This window comes from Roseateles sp. P4_D2, from assembly GCF_056401875.1.
Window position 1 is genome coordinate 14,354 of the sequence record NZ_JBFUIM010000008.1, and the last position, 17,174, is coordinate 31,527.

Below are 17,174 nucleotides of genomic sequence, written 5' to 3' on the forward strand. Positions count from 1 at the left end.
TCATCCGATCGTCAGGACGGAGCGGGCCCCTTGGCGGCGCCCGATGATGTTCAGCAGATTGTTCAGTGCTTCCTCGCGGCCCGGCGCGGCGCCGGCCTCACCAGTGAAGCGGCTCTTGCCACCGCTGTTCAGTGTGCCGACGCCCGAAAGCTGCAGCGCGCCCTCCAGCGTGGACAGTCGCAGCGTGCTGACGCCGGGATTGGCGGTGTCGGCCGTCACGGTGAAACGGTAGCTGCCCAGTGGCGCAACCGTGGACACGCGCGAGGACAGGTTGAGCAGGTCCAGCTGCAGCTCGCCGAACTGGCGCCAGCGGCCCTGCACCGATTCGAGCCTCAGCTCGCGGGCCGACAGGCGCAGCGAGCCACCCAACTGCAGCGTGTTCCACGGCGTGCCCAGGCCCGCCAGCAGGCCGGCGGGCAGGCGGGCCAGCCAGTCGGTCTGGTTGTCGACGCTGATCTCCATGCGGCCCAGGCCCGGCTTGACGCCCAGCAGCAGGTCGCCGTTGATGCAGCAGTCCTGGCGCGCCGCGAGCTGCAGGCCCAGGCCTTTGACGGCCATGCGCCAGTACAGCCGGCCGGGCAGGGCCGAGGCATCACGGCTGCCGGTGCCACCGGTCAGCACCAGCACGCCTGAGCCATTCCAGACGCTGCCGCGCGTGTCAACGATGAGCAGGTGGTCGTTGCTGGCCGAGGCCAGCGCGCGTGCCAGCCAGCTCGCCGGCGCAAAGACGATGAGCGCGGCGAGGATGCCGATCAGGGCGCCGCCCACGGCCCAGCGCCGGGGCGTGCGGTGGCGCACCGCACGGCCGCCATAGCTGCCGCTGCCCAGCACCGAGTCCGACATTTGCTGCGTCGTGTGGCCGCTGCGCTTCTTGAACAAGGCCATCAGGCGCCTCCCAGGCTCAGCACCAGCGTGCCGGCATAGCCCTTGGGGCCGCGCGTCAACTGAGCTTCGACGGGCCGGGCCCGCGCTGCCGAGCGCACCTCGCCCAGCCAGCCCTGCAGCAGCTCGGGTGCGACGCCGGTGAGCGTGACGACGGCGCGGTCGCCCGTCAGGTTCAGGCGGGCTGCGGCGCCCAGGTGTTCGACGGAGGCCTTCAATGCGGCCTGGGCCTGGTCGGGCGGCACCGGCGGCGCCGCGCGCAGTGCCTGGGCCTCCTGCGCCTGGGCCTGCATCTGCTGCAGTTGCAGCTCCAGCCGGTCCAGTTCGGCGGGCGCTGTCTTCAGCGTTCGCAGGGCCGGCGCGAGCAGCACGCTCCAGGCCAGCAGCAGGCCGAGCAGCAGGCCGATGGCACCCACGGCTAAGCGTTCGCGTTCGCCCAGGGCTTGCCAGTGCGCGAGCGCCTGGGCCTTGGCCTGGCCGAGTTGGGCGGAGAGGCCGTCGCCGGCGCTGGAATTGAAGCGGGCCATCAGGGGCGTCCTTGCGCGTTGGTGCGGCTGATGGTCAGCTTGCCCTCGCTGGCGTCCAGCTGCCAGCCTTCGCTGCGCAGCTGGTTGCGGAAATTGTCGATCTGGGGCTGGGCCCAGCCCTGTGCCGACACGGTGAGGCGGCCGGGCTCGAAGGCCAGCGCATCAGTTGGCGGGCGGTCGGCCGGCCAGGCCATGGCAGCGGCCGCGAGCAGGGCTTCGAGGTCCTGCTCGCCGACGCTGCCGGCGCTGGCGCGCAGCAGGTCGAGCTGCTTTTGCATCTGCACCGGCGCGTCGAGGATGGCACGCACCTGCGGGAAGGCGCCGGTCAGCGTTGTCGTGACCGCCTCGCGTCGCGCCGCCACCTCGCGATGCTGGTGCCAGGCCCACAGGTTGAGGCCCAGCAGCTGAACGATGGCCAGGCCGGCGAGGCCGTAGCGCACCGGCTGCCAGGGCTTGCGCATCAGCCCGCGGCTGAGAAGGCGCAGGGCGCGCACGCCACGGGCGCGGGGCGCGAGGTCGAACTGGCGGAAATCCCAGGCGTTGTCGACGACGGCCAGCCCCCGCTGCGTCGGCGTCTGCACGGTGACCGTCGTGCCCAGCCAGCGCTCGGCCACTGTCGCCACAGCTGGCGTGGCCGTCCACTGCGCGGCATGCACGAGGCCAGGCGGGAAGAGCTGGCGCGCCAGGCCGCCTTCCAGCGGCAGGGTGGCGACGCCGTCGACATGGCTCCAGCGCAGGGCGACGCCGGCGCCATTGGCTTCAAAGAAATGGCCGCGCGGCAATTCGTCGGGCCAGGACAGCGGTGCGACGCGATCGATGAAGATATGGGCCGCTTCGAGCTGGGCCAGATGCTCGGCCAGCCAGGGGCGCGACGTGACGGCGATCCAGGCCGTGTCGCCGCCCAGGGCGTCGGGCTCGACCGCAAAGTGCAGGGTGTCGGGCTCGTCGAGCAGGGCCTCCTCAAGCTTGCCGGCGAGGGCAGCGCGCATCTGGCGGCCGGCGCGCGGCAGTTCGACACGGCGCCAGGCCACATCGGACTCGTTGACGACGGCGATGACGCTGTCCGCCGCCGGCAAGCCACCCGGCGCGGCACGGCCCTCGGCGGTGATCTGGCGGCCATCCGGCGTCAGTGCGTAGTCGTACTCGCGCACCGCGTTGGCGCGCGGCAGCTCGGCCGCGGCGGACGCGGCTTTGCCCAGGGCGCGCAGGCGCGTCCGTGGGGGCAGGAACAGCAGCAGGGTGCTCATTGGGAGATCAGGGGCGGCGCATTCTAGGAGGGGCGGCTGCCTTCCCGGCCCGGGCGCCAAGCCGCCGGTGAAAGTCTGTAGCCGGGTTCGAGTTCAAGGAATCACTGATCCAGCAGCTGGTTGATGCGCTCGCGGGCGAGGACGTCCATGCTCAGGTTGTTGCGAAAGATCAGCGAGCGCTGTTCGAGCTGACGCTCGTCAAGGCGCAGCCGGCCGGTGACGATGAAGTAGGACGAATCCACCGACGCCCGGTTGCCGCTGAGGTCGACAGCGGCGGGCAGGAAATTCTTGGCGTCGTCGACGTTCTGTAGCGGCTGGGCCTTGCGGCCCTGCACCAGGCGCTCGGCCGAGGCGAGGTCGACGCCCTCGAACAGCGCTGCGATGACTTCGCGCGGCGCGGTGTTCAAGTTGACCGGCGTGGGCTTGGGCAGCAGCACCACATAGGGCTGCAGGCGCTTGAGGGTGTCGGCGTCCAGGCCCAGCCAGGCGAGCTGGTCCAGGCCGGCCGGCTGCAGGGGGCCGGACTCGCTGATGGCCGCATCGCTCGCAGGCGCACCGGGCCCGCTGGCGGCGCTGGCCGGCGCCGGGAAAGCGCTCCGCAGGCCGGTGACGATGACGGCAGCCGCGCCGGGCGCCGCGTTGACCTGGCTGCACAGCCGCTCCAGCACGCGCTGCTCCAACTCCGGCACCTTTGCACCGCCGAGCAGTGCGCGCAGGTTGTAGCGGCTCTGCGCGTCCTCGATGGTGCCGGACAGGAAGGCCTCGGGGCCGTCGTCGTCGCTGGCCGCCGTTCGGTCGGCAGCCAGGAAGGTGGACAGCCGCGCCTCGGCCAGCGGCACGGCCCAGGGCTCGCCGAGGTGGTCGATCTTCTTCCGCTGCTGGCTGTTGCCTCGGGCGTCCTCTTTCAGAATCAGGCGGGCCCAGTCCAGCGCGCCCTGCAGGATCCAGGCGCTCTGCGCGCGGGCGCGGTCGGCGGCTTCGATCTGCACTGCGCGGTACTGCTGCCAGACCATGCCGGCGGCGAGGCTGGCAATCAGCGTGACGATGATCATGGCCGTCAGCAAGGCGGCGCCGCTCTGACGAGTCTTCATCGAACGGTCACTTCCAGCTCGCGCGTCAGCGTGCCAGTCAGGCCGCTGCCCTCGGCGAACTGCATGGCCACGCGCAGGCCGGCGGGCGGCTGGGTCGGCGTCTTGGGGTTGACGGGGCCGGCGTTGTCGTTGCCGTTGCCGCCGGTGGACTGGCAGTTGCTCCAGGCATTGCCCCAGTAGCAATAGAACTGCCAGCCGGCCACGCCGTCGAATGCGCGCAGGGCCGGGTTGCGCTGGTCCAGTTGCTGCAGGCCGCGCTGGCGCTGGTCTTCGAGGTCCTGCACGGTACGCTGCGCCGGGCTTTCCCATCGCCATAGGCTGCCTTCGCGCAGGGTCCAGACGACGACCTGCAAACCGGTCGGCGCCTGGCGGGTCAGCACGAGGTTGCCGCCGTCGAAAGCGATGGGTTGCACGGTGCTGTGGCTGTCCTGCAAGGCGTGCAGGTCGACCTCCCACTGCGCCAGCACGGTCTGCAGCCGGGCGGTCTGGGCCAGGTGGGCCTGGGCGATCTCGCGGCTTCTCACGAGGGCGTCGATGCCGCGCCAAGCCATGGCCGCCATGGTCGCCATGACGACCAGGGCGACGAGCACCTCGACGAGGGTGAAGCCGCGCACCTTCATCAGAACTTGCCCATGATGGTGCTCAGGCTGAGCACGGGGCGGCCCTGGTCGTCGGTGACGTCGGCGTCGACGCGGCGGAACAGTGGGTTGGGCGTCGGGCTGACCCTGAGCTTGCCGCCATAGCTGCGGCCGAGCTGCTCGCAGCTGAAGGGCGATTCGCCGATGTCGGGAAACTGCTGGGTCAAGCGCAATTCGGTCAACAGGTTCTCGGCGCACCATTGGCCAGCGCTGACCTGGGCCAGGCGCTCGGCGTTGTTGGTCAATGCCCCGGCAGCCTTGATGCCGGCGCCCAGCGCAATGGCGACGATGACCAGGGCGACGAGGACCTCGATCAACGTGAAGCCGCGCTGGTCATGCACGGGATTCATTGCGGCGTGACGATGTCGAAGGCGGCCAGGCCGTCGGTGGCCAGCACGAGTTGCTGGCTGCCGAGCTGCAGGCGCAGGCGCTGGGCGGGGATGACGGGTTCGGGGCCGAGCCTCAGGCCAGGGTTGGTGGCGGTCGCGTTCTCGATCAGCACGGCCACCGGCTCGCCGAGCCAGCGCGTCGGCAGCTGGATGGTGCGGGGCAGGCCTTCGAAGCGGAAGTCGTCACCGGTCTTGATGCCCTTGGGGATCCAGCGCACGTCCAGGCCCGACGCGCGGCTCTCGGCACGCGCCGTCTCAAGCAGCGCGGCCAGGCGCTGGGCTTCGCGCTGCAGCTGCAACTCGGCGGGGTCGCGCAGGGCCAGCGTGATCGTGGCGCTGGTGATCGCGATCAGTGCGACGACGACCAGCAGCTCGATGAGCGTGAAGCCCCTGGGCTTACTGCCAGGAACCGATGTCCGCGTCACGGCCCTCGCCGCCGGCGCGGCCGTCGGCGCCAAAGCTGTAGATATCAACCTCGCCCTTCACGCCGGGATTGGCGTACTGGTAGGGGTGGCCCCAGGGGTCGTTGGGCAGCTTGTCGAGATAGGGCTTCCAGTTCGGCGGCGGGTTGCCGGCCGTGGGCTTGTGCACGAGGGCGTCCAGGCCCTGCTCCGAGCTCGGATAGCGCTGGTTGTCCAGCTTGTAGATCTTGAGCGCCTGCATCAGGTTGTTGACGTCGGTGCGGGCGGCGGTGACGCGGGCGTCTTCGGCGCGGTCCAGCACGTTGGGCACGACGAGGGCCGCGAGCACGCCGATGATGACGAGCACGACCAACAGTTCGATCAGCGTGAAGCCGCGGGCAACGGAGCCGGTGAGGGAGGAGCGACGCATGTCTGGGGGCGTGGAAGCGCTGAGCTGCGGTGAGCGGGCCATCATAATGGGCCATGCTTGCTCGAACGATGGCGTTTACGGTGTGGCTGCTGCTCGGCGGCTCGGTGGCTTACTGGAGCCTGCAACTGCTCGCACGGCCGCTGCCCATGCCGGCTTCGGTGCTGCCGGCCGGTGAGGGTCGTGGGGGGGCGGTCGACCTGAGCCGGCTGCTCGGCGTGACGGCGCCCGAGGCCGTGCCCGAGCCCGAGGTCGCGGCATCGACGCGGTTGCGCCTGCTCGGTGTCGTTGCGCCCAAGAACGCGAAGGCGGCCGAGGCCGGCGAGGGCGTCGCGCTGATCGAGGTGGACGGCGTGGCGCGCACGGTGCGCGTCGGCGCAGTGGTCGACGGCGAGTTGCGCCTGCTGCGCGTGGACGTGCGCAGCGCCAGCCTGGGCCGCATCGGCCAGGCGCCCAGCCAGGTCTTGCAGATCAGCCCGCCGGCCGCTGCGGCCACGGGCGCGCTGCCGCCGGCTGCGCCATCTCCGGTGGTGCTGGGCGGCAATCCGAACGGCAATCCCAATGCCGCGCCCAATGAACGGGGCCTGCCGCGGCGCGCCAATGTGCCGCCGCCCGTGCCGGCCACCTATGGCGCGGCGCCGGCAAATCAGGCCTCGCCGCCGACGCGCGAGGAGCAGCAGCGCTGACCTGGCGTTAGGCGCCCAGCGTCGGGACGTGGGCGCCGGGGTCGGGGCGGGCCGCGACGCGGGCTTCGGCGACCTCGTGCAGATCGGTCAGCAGAGCGGCGGCGGCGCGGATCATCGGCCAGGCCAGGGCCGCGCCGGTGCCGTCGGCGCTGTCCATGCCCAGTTCAAGCAAGGCGGAGGCATGGAACAGGGCCAGCGCTTCATCCAGGCCGCGGTGCACATGGCTGCGGCAGAACACCGCGTAGTCGGTCACCGGCGCGCAGATCAGCGACGCGAGCTTGAGGGCCGCGCAGGCGGCGATGCCGTCCACGATGATGAGGCTGCGCTTGCTGGCCGCGACGAGCATGGCGCCAACCATGACGGCGATCTCGTGGCCACCGAAGGCCGCGATGATGTCCATGGGGTCCTTGGCGTCGCGATGGCGGGCCAGGGCGCCTTGCAGCACGTCGAGCAGATGGACGAGATCGTCCTGGCGCATGGTCGGGCCAGAGACGATGAAGTCGCGCACCGGTTGGTCGGACAGCCGCGCCAGCACCAGGGCGGCGCATTCGGGCGAGCCCTGGCCCATGGAGGCGCAGGCCAGCACATTGCCGGGCAGGTTGTCGGCGATCTCCATGCCGACGCGCACGCCGGCGTGGGCCTGCTCGACGCTCATCGCATGCGCGGTGCGCGCGTTGCGCGTGCCATGGGCGACCTTGCGCGCCAGCAGCCGGGCGTGAGGGGGCAGGTTCTCGGCGACGCCGCAGTCGACGACGGTCAGGTGCAGGCCCTGCAGCCGGGCAAAGACTGACACCGGCAACTGGGCATGCAGGGCCATCTGCACCTGGTCCCTGGTGGCACGGCCCCATTGGGCGCCGACGCCGTCGACGACGATGCCGTGATCGGAAGCGAAAAGACCGAGCACCGGGTCGCGAAAGCGCGGCGTCAGGCTGTTCTGCACGAGCCCGAGGCGGACGGCCAGTGGTTCCAGTTCGCCGAGGCCGCCAGCGATGGCCGAGCGTCGATCGACGCGGTCACGCAGGGCTTTTTCCAGCTCGGGATTGGCGGTGGGGGAGATCAGCGACTGTTGGGCAACGGTCATGGCGCAGGCGTTGTCAGACCCCGCATTTCAACTCAACCGAGGAACAAGCGATAGACCGGATTGGAGGTTTCGTCTTCGAAGGGGTAGTTCAAGCCGTTGAGGAACTCTCGCAAAGCCGCCGCATCGCCCCTGGGAACCTGGATGCCGACAAGGATGCGGCCGTAGTCCGCACCCTGGTTGCGGTAGTGGAAAAGGCTGATGTTCCAGTCGGGGTGCATGCTGGACAGGAAGCGCATCAGCGCGCCCGGCCGTTCTGGAAAGACGAAGCGATAGAGGCGCTCGTCGCGTGCCAGTTCGCTGCGCCCACCCACCATGTGGCGGATGTGCTGCTTCGCGAGTTCGTCGTTGGTCAGGTCCAGCGTCTCGAAGCCGGCCTTGCTGAAGGTTCGGGCCAGCTTGGCAGCGTCGTCGGGCTTGGAGATGGCGATGCCGACGAAGATATGGGCGACGTCCGCGCCGGCGATGCGGTAGTTGAACTCGGTGACGCTGCGCGGGCCGAGCAACTCGCAGAAGCGCTTGAAGCTGCCGCGCGCCTCGGGGATGGTGACGGCAAACAACGCCTCGCGGTGCTCGCCGACCTCGGCCCGCTCGGCGACGAAGCGCAGGCGGTCGAAGTTCATGTTGGCGCCGCAGGTGATGGCGACCAGCGTTTCGCCCTTGGCGCCAGTCGTCGCGGCGTATTGCTTGACGGCGGCGACGCTCATCGCCCCTGAGGGCTCAAGAATGGAACGCGTGTCCTCGAAGACATCCTTGATGGCCGCGCAAACGGCGTCGGTGTCGACGACGATGTAGTCGTCAACCAGCTCGCGGGCGATGCGGAAGGTTTCCTCGCCCACCAGCTTGACGGCGGTACCGTCGGCGAACAGGCCGACGTCACTGAGCGTCACGCGCTTGCCGGCCTTCACCGAGCGCAGCATGGCGTCAGAGTCGGTGGTCTGCACGCCGATGATCTTGATCTCCGGACGCAGCGCTTTGACGTAGGCAGCAACGCCGGAGATGAGGCCGCCGCCGCCGATGGCGACGAAGATCGCGTCGATGGGGCCGGGATGCTGGCGCAGCAGCTCCATGGCGATGGTGCCCTGGCCGGCGATGACGTCGGGGTCGTCAAAGGGGTGGACGAAGGTCAGGCCTTGCGCGCTCTCCAGTTCCTTGGCGTGACCATAGGCGTCGGTGAAGCTCTCGCCGAACAGCACGACTTCGCCGCCGTGGCCGCGCACTGCCTCGACCTTGACCTGGGGCGTGGTCACCGGCATCACGATGACGGCGCGGCAGCCGAGCTTTTTCGCCGACAGCGCCACGCCCTGGGCGTGGTTGCCTGCCGAAGCGCAGATGACGCCGGCCGCGCGTTGTTCGGCCGACAGATGCGCCATCTTGTTATAGGCACCGCGCAGCTTGAAGCTGAAGACGTCCTGCTCGTCCTCGCGCTTGAGCCAGACCTTGTTGGACAGACGCTTGGATAGCTTGGCGGCGGCGTGGAGATGGGTCTCGCGGGCGACTTCGTAGACCCGGGCGTTCAGGATTCGCTGCAGATAGCTGCTGCCGGGCGGCAGCATCGCGGGCACCTGAGATGACGTGCTGGACGGCGCCTTGGCGGGGGGCTGGCGTCGGCGCGAGGGGGCGCTCATCGTCTCTCCATGGTGTCTTGTTGCGGCGCCGCATGATAGGGGAGACCCTCATGCGGCGCCGCTTGCCTGCCTTCGGCGAAAAAAAACCCGAGCTTTTGCAAGCTCGGGTTGAATCCACCATGGAGGCGGTGGAGGAGACAATCGGTGCGAAAACGTTTTCGCTTGAGTGGCAGTTTAGCGCCGAGTTATGCTGCGCTGCAATATTTTTCGTGAACGAATTGGAGCTTTGACTCTAGATGACCATGGAATGCACCGTCAGTTGGCTGGGTCCTGAGGGCCCGAGTGGCATGAGCTTCGTGGCCGAGACCGGTAGCGGTCATGTGCTGAGCATGGACGGCGCGCCGGACGGTGGCGGGCGCAACCTGGCGCCGCGGCCCATGGAAACCGTGCTGGCGGGTACGGGCGGCTGCACGGCCTATGACGTGGTGCTCATCCTCAAGCGCGGCCGCCATGATGTGCGTGGCTGCAAGGTCGCGCTGAAGGCCGAGCGCGCCACCAGCGATCCCAAGGTCTTCACGGCCATCCACTTTCACTTCATCGTCAGCGGCAAGGGGCTGAAGCCTGAGATCGTCGAGCGCGCAGTGGCGCTGTCGCACGAGAAATACTGCTCGGCGACAGCCATGCTGGCCAAGACCTCGGCCATCAGTACCTCTTTCGAGGTCACTGAAGTTTGAGCCAGGTCTGATCAGATGTGGTGAGCCACGGTCGTCATGACCTTGGCTGCCGCGCGCATCAGCTCCGCAATGGGCGCGGGCAATGGCCGCGCGCCGGCGGCAACGGCCGCGTCGGCATGCTCGGCTTCCTCGCGCCGCATTTGGTCGACGATGGCGCGGGATGGCGCGTCGGCCTCAGGCAGGCGTTGAAGATGCGAGGCCAAGTGGGCTTCGACCTGGCGCTCCGTTTCGACGACGAAGCCAAGGCTCCATTGATCGCCGGCCAGCCCAGCCAGGCTGCCCCAGGCGAAGGCACCGGCCCACCAGAGCGGCGCGAGGTGGCTGGTATGGCCATCCAGTTCGGCGATCCGGTCGGCCGTCCAGGCGAGGTGATCCAGTTCTTCCTGGGCGGCTTGTTCGAAGTGCCGCCGCAGCTGCTCGTTGCGGCTGAACAGCGCCTGTGACTGGTAAAGCGCCTGGGCGCAGATTTCACCGACGTGATTGACGCGCATCAGCGCTGCCGCGTGCTGCTGGTCTGCCGCATCCAACTCGACCGGCGACTGGGCCGCCGACGGCGACTGGCGGGTGGCGCGGGTGGGCACGAACACGGTGCGAAGCCCGGCGTCGAGCGCGCTGATCAACCTGTCCCGAAAGTCCAGATCACGACGATGTGAATTGCTTGCTCGAGGTTGCATTCAGTTAAGCAATGTTTCGATGAAGAAATGGTGAATCTGGGGCGGCGTTGTGGATCGGCAACGACAACACATAATTTCATATCCGTGAATTCCCCAGCATCTCAAACCTGTAGTGGAATACGCGCACTTCCTCATAGGAGGTAAGTCGCTGTGGCCTGTTCGCTCGGCGACTCGGATGAATACCTAGGAGTATCGAATGAAGAAAGCTCTGATTGCCTTGGCCGTCCTCGGTCTGACCGGCGGCGCTGCCGTCGCGCAATCGTCCGTCACTCTGTTTGGCGTCATTGATGCCGACCTGAAGTACGTCAAGACCGGCGGTCTCACGGTGAAGAAGTTGGACTCCAGCGGTCTGAACACCAGCCGTTTCGGCGTGCGTGGCACCGAAGATCTGGGCGGCGGCCTGAAGGCTGGCTTCTGGCTGGAATCCCAAGTCGATACCGACACCGGTGTCGCTGGTGGCGGTAGCGCCTTCTGGGGTCGCCGCGCCACGGTCAGCCTGAGCGGCGACTTCGGTGAAGTGCGCCTCGGCCGCAACAAGACCGTCTCGCGCCTGCACGTCGAAGACTTCGACCCGTCCGCATTCACCGGCCTGGGCAGCGTCAGCGTGCTGTACAGCAACCTGGGCAGCGGCAACGGTACGTCTTTCGGCCGTGCTGACAACCTCGTCTCGTATTCCCTGCCGGCCAATCTCGGCGGCTTCTACGGCGGTGTGGACATCTCGGCTGGTGAAGGCGTGGACACGAACAAGGGCCAGTCCGTTCGTCTGGGCTATAAGCAGGGTCCCCTGCACGTGTCGGGCGCCTATGCCAGCACGTCCAACGCGGGTGACAGCAGCAAGTTCAAGCTGACCTCGATCGGTGCAGCCTACGACTTCGGCGTGATTCGCCCGTCGCTGTCCTACACGGAGTCCAAGTACCTGTCGCGCAAGCAGCAGATCCTGACGGCTGCCGTGACGGCACCGCTTGGCCAGGGTCAACTGTGGGCCTCGTTCACGGACGCCAAGGCCAATGCTGGCGCCGAGACGGCCGTCGCGGGCTACACCGCCATCGGCGATGCGAAGCTGTTCGCGGCTGGCTACATCTACAACCTGTCCAAGCGTACCGCGCTGTACACGACGTTCTCGCAGCTGAAGAACAGCGGCGCTGCGCGCTTCGCCGTCGGCGGCGCTCCCGCAGCGACCTCCAACGGCCTGAAGTCCACCGGCTACGACGTCGGCGTTCGTCACAGCTTCTGATGTCGAGCGGCCTCTCGGCCGCAGCGAAATCAGCCAAGCCGCCTTCGGGCGGCTTTTCTTTTGTCCCATGCGGGACAGGGGAATTGCTGTGGGAAATCAACAACAGAGCTCGCGTTATGGCAGGGCGCATCACTGAGAATCAAAAAGTTCACTTTTCTTCGCAGGAGACAACCTTGATGAAAAAAGCCACTCTGGCAGTTGCCGCTCTGGCCGCTTGCACCTCTTCCGCTTGGGCCCAGTCCACCGTGACCCTGTACGGCATCGTGGACGCTGCCGCGCGTTACACCACCAACGTCAATCCTGGAGCTGCACCAAAGCAGTTGATCCCTGGCGGCATGTCGCAAAGCCGTCTGGGCGTGAATGTCGTGGAAGACATGGGCGGCGGTCTCAAGGCTCTGGTGAACATGGAGCATCGCCTCAGTTCGGATACCGGCGCTGCCGCCTCTACTTCCGATTTCTGGCGTCAAGCCTGGGTTGGCCTGCAGTCCAGTGACCTGGGCCAGATCCGCCTCGGCCGTCAATACAACATCCTGTTCGACGTCTACACGTCGACCTTCGCATCCTTCCGCTACTCGCCGTATATCGAGGCGTACAAGCCCGAAATCGGCATGTCCATGGCCGCGCGTCAGGACAACATGGTCAAGTACCTGGCCCAGTTTGGCAGCTTCTATGCCGAAGTCCAGGTGAGCGCCGGTGAAGGTCAATCGGGCGCTGCCGCGGCTTTCCCGAACAAGACCGTCGGCGGCTTGGTTCGCTACAACGACGGTAAGTTCGGCGCGGGCGCCGCATATCTGCAAGCGACCGAGCAGACCGGCAAGAAGATCAAGGCGACCGTCCTCGGCGGCTCGTACACGAATGGCCCGCTCTACCTGCATGCGTCGTGGGGCGAGAACAAGTTCGAAAACCCCTTCACGCTGTTGAGCCTGAGCAGCCCCGCAGCTTTCGCGGCCTCGACCGCCGCCGGCGGCCCGGCCAATATCGCCCTGGCGACGCGTACAGCCTATACCGGCGGTATCTTGGGCGCGAACATCTTCAATGGCGATGCGGCTGACATCAAGAAGCGCACCATGATCATGTTCGGCGCGACCTATCAGTTGACGCCTCAGCTGAACATCGGCGCCAATGCCTGGCTGACCGAACAAACGCACTACGGCACGGTCCAGAACCTGGGCCCGTTCAGTGCGGCCTTTGCAGCGGCGCCTGGCGGTTTCTCGACGAACGCCAACACCAAGTCCAAGGCTAACTTCTTCGCCGTCGTCCTCGACTACGCGTTCTCCAAGCGCACCGACGCCTACCTGGAAATGGACTACACCAAGCTCAAGGGCGAGGTGCTGTTCCTGAACGGCGCTGGCAAGCGTGGCGGCGCGATGGTCGGTCTGCGTCACCGCTTCTGATGCCGATGCGGGGCTTCGGCCTCGCGAGGCGTCTCGACGGGCCGCGAAAGCGGCCCGTTTTCATTGGCGGCTCAGGCTCGCGGAGCTAGGGCTTTCCCGGGAAGCCCCGGCCCCCGCACTTCGCCATGATCCCGCCTTCGCGCCGCGCAAAGACGCGCTCGCTTCAAAGTCTTCATGCTGGTCTTCATCCTTCGCCGCCTTGTCCAGGCTCTCGTCGTCATGCTGACGGTCGCCTTCATCGCCTTCATGCTGTTTCAGTACGTGGGCGACCCGGTCACGAATCTGCTGGGCCAGGATGCGACCGAGGAGCAGCGCATCGCCTTGCGCAAGGATCTGGGCCTGGATCAGCCCTTTCCCGTGCAATTCGCGCGCTTCGCGGTCAACGCGGCCCAGGGCGAATTCGGCATCAGCCTGCGCCAGGGCCGCAAGGTTTCAAGCCTCATCGTCGAACGCTTCCCGGCGACGCTGGAGCTCGCTCTCGTCGCCGGCCTGATTGCGCTCGGCCTGGGCATTCCGCTGGGCGTCTATGCGGCGCTGCGCCGCGGCAAGGCAAGCGCGCAACTGCTGATGACGGGCACGCTGTTCGGTGTCAGCCTGCCCAATTTCGTCATCGGCATCGTGCTGATCTGGATCTTCGCGGTCGAACTCAAATGGCTGCCGAGCTTCGGCCGCGGCGAAGTCGTTGCCCTTGGAGCGTGGACTTCGGGCCTGCTGACGCGCGACGGCCTGCTGCACCTCGTCTTGCCGGCCTTCACGCTGTCGGCCTTCCAACTGACGCTGATCATGCGGCTCGTGCGCGCCGAGATGTTGGAGGTGCTGCGCACCGACTACATCCGCTTTGCCCGCGCCCGCGGCCTGACGGACCGCAGCGTCTACTTCGGCCATGCATTGAAGAACACGCTGGTGCCCGTCATCACGATCACCGGCCTGCAACTCGGCTCATTGATTGCCTTTGCCATCATCACCGAGCAGGTCTTCCAGTGGCCCGGCATGGGCCTGCTCTTCATCCAGGCCGTGCAGTTCGCCGACATCCCCGTGATGGCCGCCTATCTCTGCCTGATCTCGCTGATCTTCGTCGTCATCAATCTGGGCGTTGACCTCCTCTATTTCGCCGTCGATCCGCGCCTGCGCGTTGAGGGCAAAGCACATTGACCATGGCAGTCGACGCCAATCCCAACTCCACCCCGTCGGCATCCGCGCTGCGCGGCTTCTTCGACGGCGACGTCTGGCATTCCTTTCGGAACTCGCCGGTCGCGATGCTGGCCGCCGCCATTGCGCTGGTCTGCCTTGTCTGCGCGCTGTTTGCGGAGCTTGTGGCGCCGCACAACCCTTTCGACCTGGCGACGCTGGAACTGATGGACTCGCTCAAGCCGCCGGCCTGGGTCGATGGCGGCGAAGCCAGGTACCGGCTCGGCACGGACGGCCAGGGCCGCGACATTCTGTCCGCGCTGATGTACGGCGCGCGCATCTCGCTGCTCGTCGGCATCGCCTCGGTGCTGCTGTCCATCCTGATCGGCGTCAGCCTGGGCCTGCTGGCGGGCTTCGTTGGCGGCCGCACGGACGCCTTCATCATGCGCATCTGCGATGTGATGCTGTCCTTCCCGTCCATCCTCGTCGCGCTGATGATCAGCGGCGTCGGCCGCAGCCTCTTCCCGCACGCTCCCGACATGCTGGCCTTCGTCGTCCTCGTGCTGGCGATTGCGCTGACGGGCTGGGTGCAGTACGCACGCACCGTGCGCGGCTCGACGCTGGTGGAGCGCAACAAGGAGTACGTGCAGGCCGCTCGCGTCATCGGCGTCGGCTCGCTGCGCATCATGCGTCGCCATGTGCTGCCCAATGTGCTCGGGCCGGTGCTGGTGTTGGCCACCATCCAGATCGCGTCGGCCATCATTACCGAGGCGACCCTGTCCTTTCTCGGCGTCGGCGTGCCGGCGACCAGCCCGTCCCTGGGTACGCTGATCCGCAATGGCAATGACTACCTGTTCTCGGGCGAATGGTGGATCACCGCCTGGCCCAGCCTGACGCTGGTGCTGATCACGCTCAGTGTGAACCTGCTGGGCGACTGGCTGCGTGACGCGCTCAACCCCCGTCTGCGATGACTGTCCCTTTGCTTGAAGTCAGCCACCTGCGGGTGGAGTTCCCGACCCGCCGCGGCACGTTGTTGGCGCTGGACGACATCTCTTTCTCGATCGCTCCCGGTGAGATCCTTGGCGTCGTCGGCGAATCCGGCGCCGGCAAGTCGCTGACCGGTGCGGCCATCATTGGCCTGCTTGACCCGCCGGGCTGCATCGCCGCCGGCGAGATCAGGCTCGCGGGCCGGCGCATCGACAACCTGCCTTACGAGCAGATGCGCCGTATCCGCGGCAAGGAGATCGGCGCTGTCTTCCAGGATCCGCTGACGTCGCTGAATCCGCTCTACACAGTTGGCCGGCAACTCACCGAGACGATCACGACCCACCTTGATTTGAGCGCCGCCCAGGCCCGGGCCCGGGCCGTCGAACTGCTGGCGTCCACCGGCATTCCGGCGCCCGAGGCTCGGGTCGATCACTTCCCGCACCAGTTTTCCGGCGGCATGCGCCAGCGTGTCGTCATCGCGCTGGCCCTGGCGGCCAACCCCAAGCTCATCGTCGCCGACGAGCCGACCACGGCGCTGGACGTCTCAATCCAGGCGCAGATCATTGCGCTGCTGAGGAAGGTCTGCCGCGAGCAGGGCGCGGCCGTCATGCTGGTCACCCACGACATGGGCGTCATCGCCGAAACCTGCGACCGCGTCGCCGTCATGTACGCCGGCCGCATCGCCGAGATCGGCCCGGTGGCCGACGTCATCCACCACCCGGCCCACCCCTATACCGTCGGGCTGATGGGGTCCATCCCGGCGATGGACGAGGATCGCGAACGCCTGCTGCAGATCGATGGCTCGATGCCGCGTCTCACAGCAATCCCACCGGGATGCGCCTTCAACCCGCGCTGCCCTCGCGTTGTCGAGCGTTGCCGTGCCGAGCGGCCCGAACTGGTCCAGGTTGGCGCGACGACTGCGGCATGCTGGCGGCCTGTCACCGTGGAGGTGCCGCGATGAGCACGCCCCTCGTCGAGGTACGGGACCTTGCCAAGATCTTTGACGTTTCACCTCCCTGGCTGAACCGCGTCGTCGAGCGCAAGCCCAGGGCCTTTGTGCATGCGGTGGACGGCGTGTCCTTCAGCATCGAGCGCGGCAAGACGCTGGCTCTCGTCGGCGAGAGTGGCTGCGGCAAGAGCACGGTCGCACGCCTGCTGGTTGGGCTGTACGCGACGACGCGCGGCGCGGTCAGCTTCGACGGCGAGGACATCGCCAAGACGCTGGCCGGTGCCGGCGCCCTGAAGCTGCGCCGGCGCATGCAGATGATCTTCCAGGATCCCTATGCGTCCCTGAACCCGCGCTGGAAGGTGCTGGATATCGTCGCCGAGCCGCTGCGCGAGCACGGCCTGATCCCGGGCGACGCGGAGGCCAGGCAGCGCGTCGGTGAACTGCTCAGTTCGGTCGGCTTGAATCCGGCCGATGCCGAGAAATTCCCGCACCAGTTCTCTGGCGGCCAGCGTCAGCGCATCTCCATCGCCCGTGCGCTCGCGACGCAACCGGAATTCCTTGTCTGCGATGAGCCGACTTCTGCGCTGGACGTGTCTGTGCAGGCTCAGGTCCTCAACATCATGAAGGATCTTCAGCGCGAACGCGGCCTGACCTACCTCTTCATCTCGCACAACCTGGCTGTGGTTCGCCATGTGGCCGACCAGGTCGGCGTCATGTACCTCGGCCGCCTGGTCGAAGTGGCCGACAAGGCCGAGCTGTTCGCGCGGCCGCGCCATCCCTACACGCGCATGCTGCTGGACGCGATTCCCGACATCCACATGACTGGCCGCGCCCGCACGCCGGTGCAGGGCGAGGTGCCCAACCCGCTGAATCCGCCGAGCGGCTGCAGTTTCCACCCACGCTGCCCGCTGGCCAATGTGCGCTGCAAGGCCGAGCGGCCGGCGCTGCTGGAGATCAAGGGCGTGCGCGTGGCCTGCCACGCGGTGGAAGAAGGCCGGGACTAGCGCGCAGGGCCAGACGCCGGAGCAGAGGCCGCGCCGGCCGGCTTGGGCAGGGTCAGCGGCCCCTTCTGCCCACAACCCATGAGGGCGGTAAGGGTGATCAGCAGGACACCTAAACTGGCGGCAGTCTTCTTCATCC

At 67.5% G+C, this 17,174-nt stretch carries 21 protein-coding genes; 9 read left to right on the plus strand and 12 right to left on the minus strand.

Translation table 11 applies throughout. From position 1 onward, the window contains the following. From gspN to gspG, 8 genes are all read right to left on the minus strand, one after another. Complete coding sequence (gspN, locus tag AC1DW0_RS15495) at positions 1-885, minus strand: type II secretion system protein N (RefSeq protein WP_477946759.1); 885 nt, start codon at positions 883-885, stop codon at positions 1-3. Next, positions 885-1,409 carry a type II secretion system protein GspM gene (gene gspM, locus AC1DW0_RS15500; protein ID WP_477946761.1) on the minus strand — a complete coding sequence of 175 codons (525 nt, stop codon included), beginning with the start codon at positions 1,407-1,409 and terminating at the stop codon, positions 885-887. The genes gspN and gspM overlap by 1 nt, the downstream gene beginning before the upstream one ends. Next, complete coding sequence (gene gspL, locus AC1DW0_RS15505; RefSeq protein WP_056203225.1) at positions 1,409-2,656, minus strand: type II secretion system protein GspL; 1,248 nt, start codon at positions 2,654-2,656, stop codon at positions 1,409-1,411. Before gspL ends, gspM begins: the two co-directional genes overlap by 1 nt. Before the next feature lie 101 nt (positions 2,657-2,757). Continuing rightward, complete coding sequence (gene gspK, locus AC1DW0_RS15510) at positions 2,758-3,747, minus strand: type II secretion system minor pseudopilin GspK (RefSeq protein WP_056203228.1); 990 nt, start codon at positions 3,745-3,747, stop codon at positions 2,758-2,760. Continuing rightward, positions 3,744-4,367: a PulJ/GspJ family protein gene (locus AC1DW0_RS15515; protein ID WP_056203230.1), complete on the minus strand. Its 624-nt coding sequence runs from the start codon at positions 4,365-4,367 to the stop codon at positions 3,744-3,746. Before AC1DW0_RS15515 ends, gspK begins: the two co-directional genes overlap by 4 nt. After that, positions 4,367-4,735 (minus strand): type II secretion system minor pseudopilin GspI, encoded by a 369-nt coding sequence (gene gspI, locus AC1DW0_RS15520; RefSeq protein ID WP_056203235.1) that lies wholly within the window; start codon positions 4,733-4,735, stop codon positions 4,367-4,369. Before gspI ends, AC1DW0_RS15515 begins: the two co-directional genes overlap by 1 nt. Beyond that, complete coding sequence (locus tag AC1DW0_RS15525; RefSeq protein WP_056203240.1) at positions 4,732-5,199, minus strand: pilus assembly FimT family protein; 468 nt, start codon at positions 5,197-5,199, stop codon at positions 4,732-4,734. Before AC1DW0_RS15525 ends, gspI begins: the two co-directional genes overlap by 4 nt. Continuing rightward, a complete protein-coding gene (gene gspG / locus AC1DW0_RS15530) occupies positions 5,171-5,605 on the minus strand; it encodes a type II secretion system major pseudopilin GspG (protein WP_457322910.1) in 435 nt (144 codons plus the stop codon). The genes AC1DW0_RS15525 and gspG overlap by 29 nt, the downstream gene beginning before the upstream one ends. Before the next feature lie 53 nt (positions 5,606-5,658). On the opposite strand from gspG, the gene AC1DW0_RS15535 reads away from it, so the two are divergent. After that, positions 5,659-6,288 (plus strand): hypothetical protein, encoded by a 630-nt coding sequence (locus AC1DW0_RS15535; protein WP_457322911.1) that lies wholly within the window; start codon positions 5,659-5,661, stop codon positions 6,286-6,288. Positions 6,289-6,295: 7 nt separating this feature from the next. On the opposite strand, the gene AC1DW0_RS15540 is transcribed toward AC1DW0_RS15535, so the two are convergent. Both AC1DW0_RS15540 and ilvA read right to left on the minus strand, forming a co-directional pair. After that, a complete protein-coding gene (locus AC1DW0_RS15540; RefSeq protein WP_457350050.1) occupies positions 6,296-7,369 on the minus strand; it encodes a nicotinate-nucleotide--dimethylbenzimidazole phosphoribosyltransferase in 1,074 nt (357 codons plus the stop codon). 32 nt (positions 7,370-7,401) lie between these two features. Further along, positions 7,402-8,922: a threonine ammonia-lyase, biosynthetic gene (ilvA, locus tag AC1DW0_RS15545; RefSeq protein ID WP_157282065.1), complete on the minus strand. Its 1,521-nt coding sequence runs from the start codon at positions 8,920-8,922 to the stop codon at positions 7,402-7,404. Positions 8,923-9,044: 122 nt separating this feature from the next. Here ilvA and AC1DW0_RS15550 point away from each other — a divergent pair, with 122 nt between their 5' ends. After that, the gene (locus AC1DW0_RS15550; RefSeq protein WP_457326441.1) at positions 9,045-9,224 is read left to right on the plus strand and encodes a hypothetical protein; all 180 of its coding nucleotides are present in this window, start codon (positions 9,045-9,047) and stop codon (positions 9,222-9,224) included. A 12-nt stretch (positions 9,225-9,236) separates the two neighbouring features. Beyond that, complete coding sequence (locus AC1DW0_RS15555) at positions 9,237-9,668, plus strand: OsmC family protein (protein ID WP_477946764.1); 432 nt, start codon at positions 9,237-9,239, stop codon at positions 9,666-9,668. A gap of 11 nt (positions 9,669-9,679) precedes the next feature. Here AC1DW0_RS15555 and coq7 read toward each other — a convergent pair whose 3' ends face one another. Beyond that, positions 9,680-10,342, minus strand: a complete 663-nt coding sequence (coq7, locus tag AC1DW0_RS15560) for a 2-polyprenyl-3-methyl-6-methoxy-1,4-benzoquinone monooxygenase (protein ID WP_056203261.1) — start codon at positions 10,340-10,342, stop codon at positions 9,680-9,682. A gap of 196 nt (positions 10,343-10,538) precedes the next feature. Here coq7 and AC1DW0_RS15565 point away from each other — a divergent pair, with 196 nt between their 5' ends. The 6 genes from AC1DW0_RS15565 (at position 10,539) to AC1DW0_RS15590 (ending at position 17,038) form a co-directional block, all read left to right on the plus strand. Next, positions 10,539-11,576, plus strand: coding sequence for a porin (locus AC1DW0_RS15565; protein WP_056203264.1), 1,038 nt, complete (start codon positions 10,539-10,541; stop codon positions 11,574-11,576). A 176-nt stretch (positions 11,577-11,752) separates the two neighbouring features. Continuing rightward, positions 11,753-12,970, plus strand: a complete 1,218-nt coding sequence (locus AC1DW0_RS15570; protein WP_457350408.1) for a porin — start codon at positions 11,753-11,755, stop codon at positions 12,968-12,970. A gap of 174 nt (positions 12,971-13,144) precedes the next feature. Next, positions 13,145-14,122 carry an ABC transporter permease gene (locus AC1DW0_RS15575; protein WP_056203270.1) on the plus strand — a complete coding sequence of 326 codons (978 nt, stop codon included), beginning with the start codon at positions 13,145-13,147 and terminating at the stop codon, positions 14,120-14,122. A gap of 2 nt (positions 14,123-14,124) precedes the next feature. After that, positions 14,125-15,069, plus strand: a complete 945-nt coding sequence (locus AC1DW0_RS15580; protein WP_056203273.1) for an ABC transporter permease — start codon at positions 14,125-14,127, stop codon at positions 15,067-15,069. Then, positions 15,066-16,046, plus strand: a complete 981-nt coding sequence (locus AC1DW0_RS15585; RefSeq protein WP_477946767.1) for an ABC transporter ATP-binding protein — start codon at positions 15,066-15,068, stop codon at positions 16,044-16,046. Before AC1DW0_RS15580 ends, AC1DW0_RS15585 begins: the two co-directional genes overlap by 4 nt. Then, positions 16,043-17,038: an ABC transporter ATP-binding protein gene (locus AC1DW0_RS15590; protein ID WP_477946769.1), complete on the plus strand. Its 996-nt coding sequence runs from the start codon at positions 16,043-16,045 to the stop codon at positions 17,036-17,038. Before AC1DW0_RS15585 ends, AC1DW0_RS15590 begins: the two co-directional genes overlap by 4 nt. Here the strand turns inward: AC1DW0_RS15590 and lptM are convergent. Next, positions 17,035-17,172: an LPS translocon maturation chaperone LptM gene (lptM, locus tag AC1DW0_RS15595; RefSeq protein ID WP_082532972.1), complete on the minus strand. Its 138-nt coding sequence runs from the start codon at positions 17,170-17,172 to the stop codon at positions 17,035-17,037. The two genes, AC1DW0_RS15590 and lptM, sit on opposite strands and share 4 nt — an antisense overlap. Positions 17,173-17,174: the final 2 nt, after the last annotated feature.